Annotated in this window: 16 protein-coding genes and 1 tRNA gene; 8 read left to right on the forward strand and 9 right to left on the reverse strand. The window is 40.5% G+C overall.

Annotated features, from left to right (window positions below):
* Nucleotides 1–371 precede the first annotated feature (371 nt).
* On the forward strand, nt 372–1,097 hold the full coding sequence (locus KME09_23130) for an SIMPL domain-containing protein (GenBank protein MBW4536829.1): 726 nt from the start codon (nt 372–374) through the stop codon (nt 1,095–1,097).
* A 244-nt stretch (nt 1,098–1,341) separates the two neighbouring features.
* Here the strand turns inward: KME09_23130 and KME09_23135 are convergent, their stop codons facing one another.
* The 3 genes from KME09_23135 to KME09_23145 all read right to left on the reverse strand — a co-directional run bounded on the left by KME09_23135 (nt 1,342) and on the right by KME09_23145 (nt 2,996).
* Nucleotides 1,342–1,695 carry a DUF4870 domain-containing protein gene (locus tag KME09_23135; GenBank protein MBW4536830.1) on the reverse strand — a complete coding sequence of 118 codons (354 nt, stop codon included), beginning with the start codon at nt 1,693–1,695 and terminating at the stop codon, nt 1,342–1,344.
* 194 nt (nt 1,696–1,889) lie between these two features.
* Nucleotides 1,890–2,027 (reverse strand): photosystem II reaction center protein K, encoded by a 138-nt coding sequence (locus KME09_23140; protein MBW4536831.1) that lies wholly within the window; start codon nt 2,025–2,027, stop codon nt 1,890–1,892.
* A gap of 90 nt (nt 2,028–2,117) precedes the next feature.
* Entirely contained in the window at nt 2,118–2,996 is an 879-nt protein-coding gene (locus KME09_23145) for a 4-hydroxybenzoate solanesyltransferase (GenBank protein MBW4536832.1), read from the reverse strand.
* A gap of 226 nt (nt 2,997–3,222) precedes the next feature.
* Between KME09_23145 and KME09_23150 the strand changes: the two genes are divergently transcribed.
* On the forward strand, nt 3,223–4,836 hold the full coding sequence (locus KME09_23150) for a Ppx/GppA family phosphatase (protein ID MBW4536833.1): 1,614 nt from the start codon (nt 3,223–3,225) through the stop codon (nt 4,834–4,836).
* Nucleotide 4,837: 1 nt separating this feature from the next.
* Here KME09_23150 and KME09_23155 read toward each other — a convergent pair whose 3' ends face one another.
* The gene (locus KME09_23155; GenBank protein MBW4536834.1) at nt 4,838–5,164 is read right to left on the reverse strand and encodes a DUF3291 domain-containing protein; all 327 of its coding nucleotides are present in this window, start codon (nt 5,162–5,164) and stop codon (nt 4,838–4,840) included.
* 268 nt (nt 5,165–5,432) lie between these two features.
* On the opposite strand from KME09_23155, the gene KME09_23160 reads away from it, so the two are divergent.
* Together KME09_23160 and ppk2 are read left to right on the forward strand one after the other, a co-directional pair.
* Entirely contained in the window at nt 5,433–6,974 is a 1,542-nt protein-coding gene (locus KME09_23160) for an FAD-binding oxidoreductase (protein MBW4536835.1), read from the forward strand.
* 200 nt (nt 6,975–7,174) lie between these two features.
* Nucleotides 7,175–8,023 carry a polyphosphate kinase 2 gene (gene ppk2, locus KME09_23165; GenBank protein ID MBW4536836.1) on the forward strand — a complete coding sequence of 283 codons (849 nt, stop codon included), beginning with the start codon at nt 7,175–7,177 and terminating at the stop codon, nt 8,021–8,023.
* Between the two features lie 71 nt (nt 8,024–8,094).
* Here the strand turns inward: ppk2 and KME09_23170 are convergent, their stop codons facing one another.
* Both KME09_23170 and KME09_23175 read right to left on the reverse strand, forming a co-directional pair.
* A complete protein-coding gene (locus tag KME09_23170) occupies nt 8,095–8,358 on the reverse strand; it encodes a hypothetical protein (GenBank protein ID MBW4536837.1) in 264 nt (87 codons plus the stop codon).
* On the reverse strand, nt 8,355–8,573 hold the full coding sequence (locus KME09_23175; GenBank protein MBW4536838.1) for a UPF0175 family protein: 219 nt from the start codon (nt 8,571–8,573) through the stop codon (nt 8,355–8,357). Before KME09_23175 ends, KME09_23170 begins: the two co-directional genes overlap by 4 nt.
* 201 nt (nt 8,574–8,774) lie before the next feature.
* Between KME09_23175 and KME09_23180 the strand changes: the two genes are divergently transcribed.
* The gene (locus tag KME09_23180; GenBank protein ID MBW4536839.1) at nt 8,775–9,929 is read left to right on the forward strand and encodes a hypothetical protein; all 1,155 of its coding nucleotides are present in this window, start codon (nt 8,775–8,777) and stop codon (nt 9,927–9,929) included.
* Between the two features lie 79 nt (nt 9,930–10,008).
* On the forward strand, nt 10,009–10,299 hold the full coding sequence (locus KME09_23185; GenBank protein MBW4536840.1) for a hypothetical protein: 291 nt from the start codon (nt 10,009–10,011) through the stop codon (nt 10,297–10,299).
* A 188-nt stretch (nt 10,300–10,487) separates the two neighbouring features.
* Here KME09_23185 and KME09_23190 read toward each other — a convergent pair.
* The 3 genes from KME09_23190 to KME09_23200 form a co-directional block, all read right to left on the reverse strand.
* Nucleotides 10,488–10,561 (reverse strand) — tRNA-Met (locus tag KME09_23190).
* Between the two features lie 50 nt (nt 10,562–10,611).
* A complete protein-coding gene (locus tag KME09_23195; GenBank protein MBW4536841.1) occupies nt 10,612–11,649 on the reverse strand; it encodes a DUF1611 domain-containing protein in 1,038 nt (345 codons plus the stop codon).
* Entirely contained in the window at nt 11,640–12,686 is a 1,047-nt protein-coding gene (locus KME09_23200) for a dipeptide epimerase (protein MBW4536842.1), read from the reverse strand. The genes KME09_23195 and KME09_23200 overlap by 10 nt, the downstream gene beginning before the upstream one ends.
* 156 nt (nt 12,687–12,842) lie before the next feature.
* On the opposite strand from KME09_23200, the gene KME09_23205 reads away from it, so the two are divergent.
* The gene (locus tag KME09_23205) at nt 12,843–13,259 is read left to right on the forward strand and encodes an OstA family protein (protein ID MBW4536843.1); all 417 of its coding nucleotides are present in this window, start codon (nt 12,843–12,845) and stop codon (nt 13,257–13,259) included.
* Between the two features lie 40 nt (nt 13,260–13,299).
* On the forward strand, nt 13,300–14,028 hold the full coding sequence (gene lptB, locus KME09_23210; GenBank protein ID MBW4536844.1) for an LPS export ABC transporter ATP-binding protein: 729 nt from the start codon (nt 13,300–13,302) through the stop codon (nt 14,026–14,028).
* The last annotated feature ends 45 nt before the right edge of the window (nt 14,029–14,073 follow it).

A 14,073-nucleotide genomic window follows, 5' to 3' on the forward strand; every position in this document is an offset into this window, starting at 1 on the left:
TAGTGGCGACTCTGCTCCTGTAGCACTAACTGCTCCTGCAATCAACGGTTAAGAACTTGTCGGACTTACATCAGCTGTAAGTTTTGAATAAAAGAAATGCTCTCCAGCAATGGGGGGCATTTTTTTTTGCTTTTCACCAGTTATATCAAGTCAGCTTAATTACCTCTAATAAAATCTTTGCGTCTTAGCGTCTTTGCGCGAGTTTTAATTGAAATTGTTTAAACGGACTTCATATTATAACTATTGAGATTTAGTGCTTCACAGCATAACTGCTTGATTGGTGCAAATTATTATAGCTACTCTGGGAACAATGAACTTAAAGTGCTACGTCAATTAACAATTACTAAAAATCTACCTGAGAAATAGGAAAAATGATCAAAAAAAGTTATGAGCGTTTGAGTTTATTCCTTTTCGTCGGCAGCTTTTTAAGCCTTATGTCAGCTAGTTCAGTTATGGCTGAACCAGAACTAAAGAGAACGCTTTCGGTAACGGGAAACGGCATGGAATCAATTGCTACTACTGTTGCAGAAGTGTCACTAGGAGTAGAGATTCAAGGGAAAAATGCTGCGCAGGTACAGCAAGAAATCGCCAATCGAACATCGGCAGTGGTGGATGTTCTACGCTCAAAAAATGTTAAACAGTTAGAAACTACTGGAGTTAGACTATATCCAAATTACGAGCAAGTCGATCAAAATAATAGTCAGATGATTTTAACGGGTTACACTGGCTCTAATACCGTTAGCTTTCGTATTTCAACAGAGCAGGTAGGTATCTTGTTAGATGAAACGGTTAAAGCAGGAGCAAGTCGTGTTGATGGAGTAAACTTTACCGCTACTCCCGAAGCAATTTTCCAGGCTAAAAAGGAAGCTTTACGCAAAGCAAGTATTAATGCTCAAGATCGGGCAGATGTTGTTTTAGACACTCTTAATCTGACATCGAAAGAAATTGTCAAGATTGAAGTGGATAATGCCAGAGTTTCTCAGCCTCAACCTTTTGCCAGAGATGAACTATACGTTTCAGAATCAAAAGCAAGTACTCCTGTGATTGCTGGAGAGCAAACAGTTGAAGCTTCTGTTACTCTGCAAATTACTTATTAAACTTGCTGATAGCAAATGCAACAAAAAATTAATTTCTGTATCGCTAAAAATAATTAAGTAAACATTAAATCAATGGTATATTTTAACACCTTGAGTCCTCAAGACGGGTGTTAGCATCAGTGACTGAAATATAAAAACTTTTAGGAGTCAGTCAACTATGATTACTAACACCGCAGCTTATACTGTTGTAGCGATCGCCTATATTACTTTTATCGTTGGTACTTGGTTTATGTTTACCTTGTAGTTAAACAACACGGAAGATAAAAGGATAGCGAAAAACTCGATCTGGGGTTTGCAGACACTGCACAATTGCCCAAATAGATAAACCCCAGTGAGTAGCCAGCCAAATAGGGCCTAAGACAAAGCCTGCCAGTCCAAATGAGAAAAAGGACATTACGCCAATGATTGCCCCAACCAGCCAAATATTGAGGTGAAAATTAATTGCTTCTTTGGCATTGTCTCTTATAACAGTATCTTCAGAAACTGTCATAATGGCGATCGGAATACCGATGGATAGGACGAGTACACTGATAAAAGCTGAACCATGAGCTAAAGCCGAAAGCAGCTTTTTTTTGTCTAGATTAGATTCTGTTTCCATTATTTCTCCTATGGCAAAATGAGCCAAACCCAACAGTTAAATACTACCTTTTGGACAGCGTTTGAGGAAGTAGAGATTCTACACTACGGTCGAAGGTTGAAATTTTCCAATTTGATTGAGTCCAAATAAAAAGCACCTAGCTATTGCTAGATGCTCAACTTAAAATGATTTTAAACTAATTAATCTAAGCTAATTTACTTAAATCCGACTGCTGCTTGCCAAACAAAAGCTAGAGCGAGGAAAAATACGGGGATGATTGGTAATACATCTACCAAGGGTTTGAACATAGCGTAAGCTTCTGGCAAATCTGCCAAGATCATTGCAGCTTCCATATATCTATATACCTTCCAACAATTTTCTTAAAATATAGTAAAAATATTACCACATTTGCCGATCGGACTGAGGGTGATAACTCTGATTTTCTAAGCTACATAACCCAAAATCATTCCTGCTAATAGGATAAAACCCAACCAAACATTTTGACCTAAAACTTTGCCATAGATCGAACGAGGGATAGAGGGTTTGCGGAGAGTTAGATATTGCCAAATCCAGCCAGCCACAGCTAATACTAAACTGAACCAGAAGGCTGAACCTAAACCTAGCTTTAAACCTGTCAAAGTAAGCAAGATCACAGTTAGGGCGTAAAAAATGCCGATCGCTTCAGGGGTATATTTGCCAAAAAAGATGGCGCTGGATTTGATTCCTAGTTGAAGATCATCTTCGCGATCGCTTAAAGCATATCCTGTATCAAAACCCAAAGTCCAGGCTACTGTCGCACCCCAAAGTAACCAGGTGGCGGGTTCAATTTGCGCCGTTACCGCCGTCCAGCTAATTAGTACGGCAAACCCCCAAGCAAGGGATAGAACCAACTGAGGAACAGGAAACACTCGCTTTGCTAGAGGGTAGAAGACAATGAAGGGAACAGCAGCCACACAAAGCATAAAGCTGAGAGGATTCAAATAAAAAGCCAACACAGCTGCACAGGCAAGAGAAATAATTAGGATCACTATCCCCACTTGCACGGAAAGGACGCGAGAAGCCAGAGGACGAGTCTTAGTTCGAGTTACTTGAGGATCGATATCTTTATCCCAAAGATCGTTAACTACACATCCTGCTGCACTGGTAGCTAAAGTGCCTAAGACAATTACCCCCAGCAATGGCAGAGGAGGAATACCCTTGGCAGCCAGAACAACTGCCCACAGTGCGGGAATCATCAAAATTAGTCTTCCTGCTGGTTTATCCCAGCGCAGTAGACGAATCACTTTTTGCCAGGTTGATTCACTGGTTGGAGATTGGGACATGTTGAGTTTAAAATTAAATAATTTCAGTCGAGCAATTAATAAATATTGATAAAATCTTAAGATTATTTGTTACCCCAGGCAAAATACATGAGATTATGAACAATATCTGGTCGCTAATGCTCCAAGTTTAGAAATGTAGTTAGTTTGCTAGATGTGCTAAATTTTCTCAGTTTAATTTTATCTATAAATCTGCACTCCCAGGGAATTACCCACGTCGTCAATTGACATGAACCAAAAGATTATTGCAGCGATCGATATCGGCACTAACTCAATTCATATGGTAATCGTGCGGATCGAGCCTTCTCTCCCTGCTTTTACCGTAATTGCAAAGGAAAAAGAGCCAGTCAGGTTAGGCGATCGCCATCCAACTACAGGAGAATTGACCCCAGAAGCGATGCAACGTTCTCTTAATACTTTAAGACGCTGTAAGGAACTGGCAACTAGCCTACAGGCAGAACAAATCATTGCAGTGGCTACTAGCGCCACCAGAGAAGCTCCTAACGGGGAGGATTTCTTGCGTCAGATCGAATTAGAGTTGGGCATCGTCGTCAATCTTATTTCTGGAATGGAAGAAGCGCGTCGGATTTATCTTGGCGTACTATCGGGCATGGACTTCAATGAACAGCCTCACATTATTATTGATATTGGTGGTGGTTCAACCGAGATTGTCTTAGCTGATGTCCATGAACCTCGTTTCCTGAGCAGTACCAAAATAGGTGCAGTACGGTTAGCTAAAGAATTTGTGACTACCGATCCTATTAGCGATCGCGAATTAAAGGTTTTAAGATCCTATGTCAGAGGCATGTTAGAACGCCCGATTGAGGAAATCTGGCACAATCTTCAGTTAAACGAAGTTCCCCGCACGATCGGTACTTCTGGCACGATTGAAACCATTGCCGAAATTCATGCCAAGGAAACATTAGGAGCAGTTCCCGATCCTCTCAATGGCTATGAAATTAAATATAAGGAGATTGAAAAAATCGTCAAAAGACTGGCAAGAATGGGCTATGAAGAACGACTCGAAGTAGCTGGGTTGACGGATAAAAGAGCCGAGATTATCGTTCCAGGAGCGGTTATTCTACTCGAAGCGATGCAGATGCTCAAGCTAGATTCTATTATCATTTGCGAGCGAGCTTTGCGGGAAGGCATGATCGTTGATTGGATGTTAACTCATGGTCTAATTAATAGTCGGCTACGGTATCAAAACGAAGTTAAAAACCGCAATGTAATCAAAATTGCGCAAAAGTATCATGTCGATCTCGACTACAGCCAACGAGTAGCAAAATTTGCTCTCAGTATCTTCGATCAGTTAAAAGGACAACTTCATTCTTGGAGTGAAGCTGAAAGAGAATTACTTTGGTCGGCAGCCATCTTACACAACAGTGGCGTATATATTAGCCACTCGTCCCATCACAAACATTCTTACTACCTAATTCGTAATGCCGAACTTCTGGGTTTTACTGAACTAGAACTAGAATTGATTGCGAATATTGCTCGCTACCATCGCCGTAGCAAACCCAAGAAAAAACATGAAGCTTATTATAAATTGCCACACAAACAGCATCAGCTGATGGTACGTCAACTAAGCGCAATTCTAAGACTAGCAGTAGCTTTAGACCGTAGAAATAGAGGTGCGATCGCGCAAGTGAATTGTCAGTATGATTATCTTCATCGCTCTCTCTCTTTTCAAATTCAACCTACAGAAATTGGCGATCAATGTTCTCTTGAATTATGGAATCTTAGCTATAAAAAACAAGTGTTTGAAGAAGAATTTGATGTGGAACTAATTACTACTATTGCAGAAAAAATACCCGTTTCCACCCTCAATTCATCAGTTTAAGTTAACGCTCAACAGATATCTTAGTGTTTAATTTGGCGATCGCTTCTTTCCAAGTAGGAATATGATCGGTTTCCCAAGAAGAGAATTGATTAGCACCCATTTTAGGAGAGTCTATCATTGCTTGTAGATGTACTCCTGAGTTACGAAAAGCTTTGAGATCTTCGATAGTTTCCCAAACTGTTAAGGTTCGTAAGTCTTGTAAACGGATTTTAATTGCGATCAAGCCACTAGACCTATTCGCCTGAACTATAGATTTCAATGACAGGATGGCAAACATTAAAAAAGCAGGGATACTCTTAAGAGTATATTTAGTAGTTGATGCAATCATAGAATAATTTGAGCTTAATTTTTCCTGGTTACTATTTTTCTTCTGTTACTCTTCACTATTTTGTCAAGCCTACAAACAAAATCCTCGGTTTAGATAGGTTTTTATATTTAGCAGCTGTAGACTCCAAACAAGATAAAAAAGCCACTAAGATATAGATAAGATCGAGTTCGTCATGATGGCTTTAAATAAAATTTCTCCTAAATCCCGATTAGCCAAACTATTTAACTATTCAACCGAACCCGATCTAGTTACAATCACAGTTGCTTAAATGAGTTTAACGTCAGAAATACTGTCTCAGCAGCCAGATAACGTATTAGCCAGATTACGTCGTGCAGATCAGTTTTGGTCGGCTTTACGAACGGGAAAACTTGATGCAGCAGAAGTTGTCAGCAATAGTACAGCGGACATTGGTCAGACTGATACAGACCTAGTAATTTGTGGTGGGACGTTAGGCATCTTGCTTGGTACAGCACTACAGCAGCGTGGTTGGTCAGTTACTTTAATTGAGCGGGGGATCTTACGAGGTAGAGAACAAGAATGGAATATCTCTCGTCATGAATTGCAGACATTTGTTGACCTAGAATTGTTGACTGAAGCAGAATTACAACAAGCGATCGCCACTGAATATAATCCAGCTAGAGTCAGCTTCAAAGCAGGTGTAGAAGTTTGGGTTAAAGATGTATTAAATATTGGAGTCGATCCTGTTTATTTATTGGCACAGTTAAAGCAGAAGTTTTTGCAAGCAGGAGGCAAGCTGCTGGAAAATACGGCGTTTAAATCAGCCGTAGTTCATCCTGATGGGGTAGTAGTTGACACAGGGGAACAAACAATCAAAACTCGTCTGTTAATCGATGCTATGGGTCATTTTTCTCCCATTATCAAGCAGGCAAGAAATGGAGCTAAGCCAGATGCAGTATGTGTCGTAGTTGGTAGTTGTGCTAAAGGGTTTCCTGAAAACAATACGGGAGATTTAATTTATTCTTTTACGCCGATTATTAATAGCTGTCAGTATTTCTGGGAGGCATTTCCTGCCAAAGATGGTCGCACCACCTATATGTTTAGCTATCTCGATCCCGATCCAGCAAGACCAAGCTTAGAGTATTTCATGGATGAATATCTCAGACTTCTACCACAGTATCAGGATATAAAACTAGAACAGCTAGAATTTAAGCGATTTCTTTTTGGCTTTTTTCCTGCCTACAAAGACAGTCCAATCCAGCTACCTTTTAATCGAATTTTACCTGTAGGTGATAGCGCAGGTGCGCAGTCTCCCGTTAGTTTTGGTGGCTTTGGGGCAATGATTCGACATTTAAAACGCTTGACCCAAGGAATCGATCAAGCTTTGAGCATAGATAGCTTGAACAGCAAAAACTTAGCTTTATTGCAACCATATCAACCAAATATTTCTGTCACTTGGCTATTTCAACAAACTATGAGTGTCAAGGTAGGCAAACAAGTTAATCCTGAGCAAATTAATAACCTTATGAATGGGGTTTTTGCCGTGATGGATCGCTTGGGCGATGATGTACTCAAGCCATTTTTGCAGGATGTAATTCAGTTTGTACCTTTAGCCAAAACCTTACCTTTAGTCGATCCTCGGTTAGTCCTTCCTTTATTACCGCAAATCGGCATTAACTCTTTAGTTAGCTGGATAATTCATTATTTAAACTTGGTGTTATATAGCGGTTTATATCCTGTAGGAAAGTTAGCTCAACCACTAGTTCAAAACTTGTCTTTACTTCAGCAATATTATTATCAACGTTGGTTAGATGCTTGGAAATATGGTTCAGGTAGTGATTATGAGCAGTAAAAATGATTTGCAGGTCTTACAACAGTTTTCAATTGAGTAGACACATTAATTTATCGAAGTAATGGGTAATGGGTAATGGGTAATAGGTAATGGGTAATAGGTAATGGGTTCTATCCAACTGAAATTCGCTGTAATTAATCAGCCTGAAAAGTAAGTCGTAAAAAAAATATATACAGAAATCTATACAGAGCAATAAAATTATGGTTAAAAAAAATCAGCCTGAACAGGAAAGTAAGTCTCCAAAAAATAGTAAACAAAAAAGCAAACAAAATCAGAAAATAAGCAGGAAAAAATACGAAGCAGAACTAGCCAAGTTACAGATTGAACTAGTTAAGTTACAGCGATGGGTGCAGCACAAAGGCTTAAAGATAATGGTACTGTTTGAAGGTCGCGATGCAGCAGGCAAAGGCGGAGCAATCAAACGAATTAGCGAAACCTTAAATCCCCGTGTTTGTAAAGTAGTGGCGTTAGGAACTCCTAACGATCGCGAAAGAACTCAATGGTATTTCCAAAGATACGTGGCTCATTTTCCCGCAGCAGGAGAAATAGTCTTATTCGATCGTAGTTGGTACAACCGTGCAGGGGTAGAAAAAGTAATGGGTTTCTGTACCTATGACGAATACAACGAGTTTATGCGCTCATGTCCGCAGTTTGAGATGATGATTGAGCGATCGGGAATTATATTAATTAAATATTGGTTCTCCGTCAGCGATCGCGAACAGGAAAAACGGTTTCGAGACAGAATGAAAGATCCGACCAAACGCTGGAAAATTAGCCCGATGGACTTACATGCAAGAGAAAAATGGGTGGATTACTCCAGGGCAAAAGATGAGATGTTTGCTGCCACAGATATCCCTGAATCACCTTGGAATGTGGTGGAAGCCGACAACAAAAAAAAGGCGCGATTAAACTTTATTAGTCACCTCTTAGCAACTATTCCTTACAAAGATTTGCCAGTCGAGAAAATTAAGCTACCTCCCCGACAAAAAGCGATCGACTATGAACGTCCTCCTGTAGAAACTCAAAAATTTGTCCCTGAAAAATATTAGGCATGACTAATATTTAACTCAACAGCATACCGCTAATGCTGTTAATAAAGCGATCGCTTGAGACAATACAATTAAAAAGGAAGCCTTCCGACCGCAAACTCAAGGGCTAAAGCGATCGCTTCTGCTTCCCCTTCATCCATTTGTGTCCTCAAAGCAATCACGACAGATGGATTAACTACTGCTTGTACCTTCAGCCAATCTAAAGATGTTCGCACTTCCTTGGCTACAGCAGGAGGCGCAAAGACAGTATTGAAAACTTGAGGTAGTATATCCAGTCTTTCGATACGCTCCAAACCAATTAAACAAGTACTGTTTGTAACTGCTCGTCCAGTCAATAGTTTAGCTCCTGTTCGAGTTCTTCTGGAGGATAGTCAATAACGGGAACACCCAGCTTACCAAGTAGTTCGATAAAAGTAGGTTTAGAGTAACCTGCTAAATCTGCTGCTTGTCCAACCGAAAGCTTTCCCGTTTCAAATAGTTTGACCATTAGCAGAAGTCGGGCTTCTTCTACTGGGATGTCTTGAGGAAGTTGTACTTCTAGAGCGTTCATTTTTATGGGGATTTATAGATGCCGAGACGATCTTAGCTTACTTTAAACTAACCCAAAGGTTATAAGAGATAAGCTGTTATAGATAAAGTGCAATCAAAATGGCGGGAGGCGGATTTGAACCACCGACAGAAAGCTATATCCTATGATAACTCGTAACCTTTAACAATATTCGCTCATAATTCATTTACAAGTGAGCGAAAAATGAGCGAAAAAGAAACTCGGTCAAACAATACAGTTGTACCAAACGACGGTAGTTATCTAGGAGCAAAAAAAGGAAAGGCATTAAAAGATAAAAAGATCCAGGCTGATTTCGATACCGCTTGGGAGTCTCAAAGAAAGCTGCTTAAAAACAATACTGTTAAGCTGTACAAAGATAAAACCGCAATCGGTGTTCAATGGCAGTCTTATGTCGATTGGGACAACAGCAAGCTAATTGAACCATTGAGGGTAAAAAGAACGCTTAACGCGCTAGGTAGAGGGAAGTTTCCTCACACTGCCAATGCTGTTAATAACGCGATCGCGATCGCTAAAGAATTAGACCTCAAGATACAAGCTGAATCATTCAACTGGCTAGATTATCCCCAATGGATGCCTAAAAAGCTTAGACCAGTAGACGAGGTTAAGCCAGAGTGCAAAACTATTGCCCAATGGATAGAAGAGTACGAAGCTTATTATTGGTTATCGCGAGACAAGGGTAGATACCAAGACAGTCGGAACTGGAATAAAGCTTATTTGCTTTACTTCAACAGAATCTCTGATTGGTCTAAGTCCCCTAGTAAGGAAATTTTTAACGACGTTTGTAGGAATTACCCCAAATCAAGCAAACGCAACGAATGCTGTACCAGAATCAAATATCTAGCTCAATTTTGCGGACTGGCTGATTATGATTCTAAGGAATTCAGAATCACCAAAAAGCAAGTATCTGTTAAAGCTAAACCCAAGAAAGAGATGACAGATACAGAAATCGAAGAGTGGTATCATAAATTTCCAGAATGGACGGGCAATGTATCCAGTCCCAGCCAATGGCAATTGTGGCAATGGATGTATGGGATGCAAGCTACTTATGGCTTTCGTAATCACGAAACGTTAAACATCTTTAACTTAGACAAAGAATACAGAGGTGAAGACGGGAAGCTTTATCCTGCTTTTACTGACAAAGAAGCTAACCCTAGAGGAATTATTTACACCGAAGGGAAGGGAGTTAAGAGGGCTGCTTTTGCGCCACGTCCTCTTAGGTGGCTAGAAAATTTTAACTTAAGAGAGATCCCTAGCGATTATTACAAATTTCTAAAACTTATATCGGGGTTAACCCCCTATGATAGAGAAAAGAAAAAAGAAGGTAAAATTCATAGATAATTTGCTTGTAGGTACTCTAGGTATCGGGTCAAGACGCTCTAGTCTGTTTATCAGAATCTATACTAAACACAAGCTGTTTGTGAGGTATGAAGCTGAATTGAAGCAGGATAAGGCAAGAGATTTATTTAAGCAACTAGCTAATTTGCGATCGCCAAAACATAGTGACGTTCAAATAATCAATGCTACTGAGAAGGTATTAGCTCATGCTGCTTTAGATTGGATTGATTTTAGAGACAAAAGCAGTATTAGTTCTCCCAAGAATGCTACTAAGGCTAGAACGAATCGACTACCTTTTTGGCAAGATTTAAGAGACACTATTTTTCTGATCTATCCCTTGAAATCTTATTCGAAATTACTCCTGAGTAAGTAGGTACTTCTAGGTTGTTTAACTACTATTTTTTTGACTTATAGCTATCTAAGCGCTTGATAAGTTGGGGTACACTTGTACCTGCTTGACTCTTTCACAGGCGATCGCTATTATTGCTTTTGAGCGAATATTAGGACTCATAACCCGAAGGTCTAAGGTAAAAACCAGTCAGAGATTGAGCGAAGGCGAAATGGCGGGAGGCGGATTTGAACCACCGACCTTCGGGTTATGAGCCCGACGAGCTACCAGACTGCTCTATCCCGCGTCGCTTTAGTAACAATAGCACAGTTAGTTTAGGAAAAGCAATTAATCGATTTATTTGGCATATACGGCAGGCAATAAACTTGCTGCACCATACCTAACTACATCGCTACAGGGTAATCCTGTTGAATCAGCTGTAGATTTAATTACGGCTTCTGCTTGATTGTGATTCATGCCGAGGGTATTAAGAGCGATCGCTTTAACCTTAACTTCGCCGAAAGTACCCCCTGCACTAGCTACGGTTTCATAGAGTTGAATTACTTCTGGTAAGGGAGGAATGAGAAAATTGGGTAAATCGCGAATATGTTTTGCTCCTGCACGATGTACTAAAACTAAGCCTGTCGGTTGGCTACCGCGTATTAGAGGCAAGGTGGCAGTAGAACCTGGATGTAATAGTGAACCCTGTCCTTCAATAATGACTAGATCTTGCTCTATTGCTTGCTCTAAGAGCGTTTTTTCGACTGCTCCTGCTGCAAAGTCTACCCTCACAGCATCTAAGGCGATTCCCTGACCTGAAATCGCAATTCCCGCCTGTCCTGTGGCGATCAACTGAGCTTTGATTCCCTGAGCCAATGCTGCACGATGGAGTTCGAGGCTAGTAGACATTTTGCCGATCGCCATATCTGTCCCAACTGTTAAGATTCTCTGAGCCGAAAGCGATCGCGCCTGACCCGTACCAATTTTTAAGCCAGCAGGCTCTTGTCGTATATCCCAAATCTTTTGTCCAGACCGTAAATTAGGAAAACGGTGATTAAGGGAGGTGTGTAAGCCATTGACGATTGATAGACCAGCTTTAACGGCGATCGCTATTTCTGCCAATAAATCAGAGGGTAATTTTCCACCAGAAGGAGCAATGCCAATTAGTAGGATCTCGGGTTGATAAGTTAAAGCTGCTTGAACATTTTTAACAATTGGTACATTTCGCTCAATTTGAGTTAACCCAACTAAAGATTCTCCTTCTGCCTCAGAATCGATTACCGCGACCATTTTTGTCTGGCTATAGCGGAGAAAAGCTAATCCAGTTTTCCCGTGATGACCTTTAACTCCACCTTGAAGCAAAATGGCGACTCGACTATTAGCTGTTAGCTGCATCTTGTTACTCCTAATCCTGGTTGATGATTGGGTAATAAACGTCCTGCTTCTATGGTCGCACCCTGAAATGGATCGTCTGTGAGGTTTAGGTGACTATCAAGGTCTAAATAATCGGCATAAGGAGCAAGATGAGCCATTGCGGTATTAGCTAAGCTGCTGTCGGAATAACAGCCAAACATAATCTTTAAGCCACAGGCTTGAGCCACCTGAATTGTCTGCATAGCTTCGGTTAAACCTCCCGTTTTCATGATTTTGAGATTAACCCCCGCTACTGAATTGGCTAAGCGAGGAATATCGGCACTTGTAAAACAGCTTTCATCAACAAAAATGGGTAGAGGTGATGTTTGAGATAAGTCTGAAAGCTTGTGGTCTAAGGCAACAGGTAAGGGTTGCTCAATATATTCTACTGCCTGCCTCTCTAACCATTGAGACATATACACCGCATCTTCAAAACTCCAGCCACCATTAGCATCTACGGTAATTCTACTCTGGGGCGCTGCTTGACGGACTGCTTCCACCATCAACTTGTCTGCCTCAATTCCGTCTGGATTACCCAGCTTAAGCTTGAGTATCTTAAAGTCTAGAGTATCTTGCCAGTCTTTGAGTCGAGCAACGGCTTTTTCTGGCGTATTAATCCCAATGGTGACGGATATAGGGACAATGCGATCGCAATCTAAGCCCCAAATTTGCCACAGTGGTAAACCAGATTTTTGACCCAGCCAATCATAGAGAGCCATATCTACCGCTGCTTGAATCGTCGAAGAGACTTTAAACTCATCTAATTTAGCTTTTATTTGTTGGCGCTGTAGGGGATGAAACTGCTCTAGGTGAGAGCTAATCTGTGCTAATTGCGATCGCAAACCTGAAGCATCTTGTGGCTGCTTCTCATCTATAGAAAAAGGAGATGCTTCTCCCCAACCTTCAATATTATCTTGCTCAATACGCAGCCACAGATTAGTACTTTCTGCTGTAGTACCCCGACTAATGCGTAAGGCAAATTTCTTATGAACAGTAAAAGTCTCAACCGTTAATTGCATAGGTTAATTTAGTTTTTTCTCATGAATAATATTGGTTTGGGATCGACAGTTAAATATTTTAAAAAGTGCAACTTCTCTAAAACCAGCAACGTCTAAAAAACTATTAACGCTGAAACCACATTATAGTTACTCGCATTACTGTCAATTATTTATTTTATGGCTTTAATTATTTTGCCCTCAAGCTTTTGGCTGAGGCTAATGATAGCTACTATACTTAATGTAGTTATCTTGACTCCCCTCCAAATTTCTCAAGCACAAGTTCCTCCATCAGGAGCAATTACTCTAAAATCAGATGTGCAGGAATCTAATTCTAAAACAGGTGTAATTACTGCCAGAGGTAACGTCCAAATCAACTATCCTGCTCGACAAATTCAAGCTACGGCAACTCAGGCTCAATATTACAGCCGTGAACGTCGCTTAATTCTGACAGGCAGTGTTTATGTACTTCAAGCAGGAAACAGTCTGCGAGCGGAAGAAATGACCTATTTAGTTGATGAAGGACGATTTATTGCTAAACCCGAAAGCGATCGCCAAGTAGAATCAACTTATCTGATCACTGCACCCGATAAATGATTACTGATTACTGATTACTGATTACTGATTACTAAAAATTGTGGCTTTAATTTTAGAAAATATTCATAAATCTTACGCTAAAAGAAAAATTGTTAATCGGGTAAATCTTCAGGTTTCGCCAGGGGAAATTGTCGGTTTATTGGGCCCCAATGGTGCGGGTAAAACCACGACATTTTATATTGCCACAGGTTTAGTCAAACCTAATGAAGGGACAGTTAAGTTGAATGAGCGTAATATAACCTCCTTAGCATTGCATCAGCGATCGCGTTTGGGAATGGGTTATCTGACTCAACAAGCGAGTATTTTCCGTAATCTTAGTGTTCAAGATAATATTCTCTTGGTTTTGGAACAGACAGGAATACCTCGTCCAGCACGACCAGTTAGGCTACAGCAGTTGCTTAAAGAGTTTCGTCTAGAAAGAGTGGCAAATACTTTGGGATCGCTCATTTCAGGGGGAGAAAGAAGGCGTACCGAATTAGCTAGAGCCTTAGCCGCAGGGTTAAATGGGCCTAAATATTTATTGTTGGATGAACCTTTTGCTGGGGTCGATCCGATCGCTGTAGCAGAAATGCAGGATATTATTGCTCAATTGCGCGATCGCCAAATAGGAATCTTGATTACTGACCATAACTTTCGCGAAACCTTAGCTATTACTGATCGTGCTTATGTTATGCGCGATGGAGAAATTCTCGCTTCGGGAACGGCAGATGAACTATATAGCAACCCTTTAGTTAAGCAATATTATTTGGGAGATAATTTTCACAAGTAGTCAACAGCTTCAACAATGATCAGTAATTAGTAATTAGTAATTAGT

The organism is Pleurocapsa minor HA4230-MV1 (assembly GCA_019359095.1).
GTDB classification, from domain to species: domain Bacteria; phylum Cyanobacteriota; class Cyanobacteriia; order Cyanobacteriales; family Xenococcaceae; genus Waterburya; species Waterburya minor.

Coding starts and splice junctions, on each gene's coding strand:
- KME09_23160 (MBW4536835.1), top strand. CDS start 5,433: ATGAGTTTAACGTCAGAAATACTGTCTCAGCAGCCAGATAACGTATTA.
- KME09_23130 (MBW4536829.1), top strand. CDS start 372: ATGATCAAAAAAAGTTATGAGCGTTTGAGTTTATTCCTTTTCGTCGGC.
- KME09_23145 (MBW4536832.1), bottom strand. CDS start 2,996: ATGTCCCAATCTCCAACCAGTGAATCAACCTGGCAAAAAGTGATTCGT.
- KME09_23140 (MBW4536831.1), bottom strand. CDS start 2,027: ATGGAAGCTGCAATGATCTTGGCAGATTTGCCAGAAGCTTACGCTATG.
- KME09_23135 (MBW4536830.1), bottom strand. CDS start 1,695: ATGGAAACAGAATCTAATCTAGACAAAAAAAAGCTGCTTTCGGCTTTA.
- KME09_23150 (MBW4536833.1), top strand. CDS start 3,223: ATGAACCAAAAGATTATTGCAGCGATCGATATCGGCACTAACTCAATT.
- KME09_23205 (MBW4536843.1), top strand. CDS start 12,843: ATGGCTTTAATTATTTTGCCCTCAAGCTTTTGGCTGAGGCTAATGATA.
- KME09_23155 (MBW4536834.1), bottom strand. CDS start 5,164: ATGATTGCATCAACTACTAAATATACTCTTAAGAGTATCCCTGCTTTT.
- KME09_23200 (MBW4536842.1), bottom strand. CDS start 12,686: ATGCAATTAACGGTTGAGACTTTTACTGTTCATAAGAAATTTGCCTTA.
- ppk2 (MBW4536836.1), top strand. CDS start 7,175: ATGGTTAAAAAAAATCAGCCTGAACAGGAAAGTAAGTCTCCAAAAAAT.
- KME09_23195 (MBW4536841.1), bottom strand. CDS start 11,649: ATGCAGCTAACAGCTAATAGTCGAGTCGCCATTTTGCTTCAAGGTGGA.
- KME09_23175 (MBW4536838.1), bottom strand. CDS start 8,573: ATGAACGCTCTAGAAGTACAACTTCCTCAAGACATCCCAGTAGAAGAA.
- KME09_23180 (MBW4536839.1), top strand. CDS start 8,775: ATGAGCGAAAAAGAAACTCGGTCAAACAATACAGTTGTACCAAACGAC.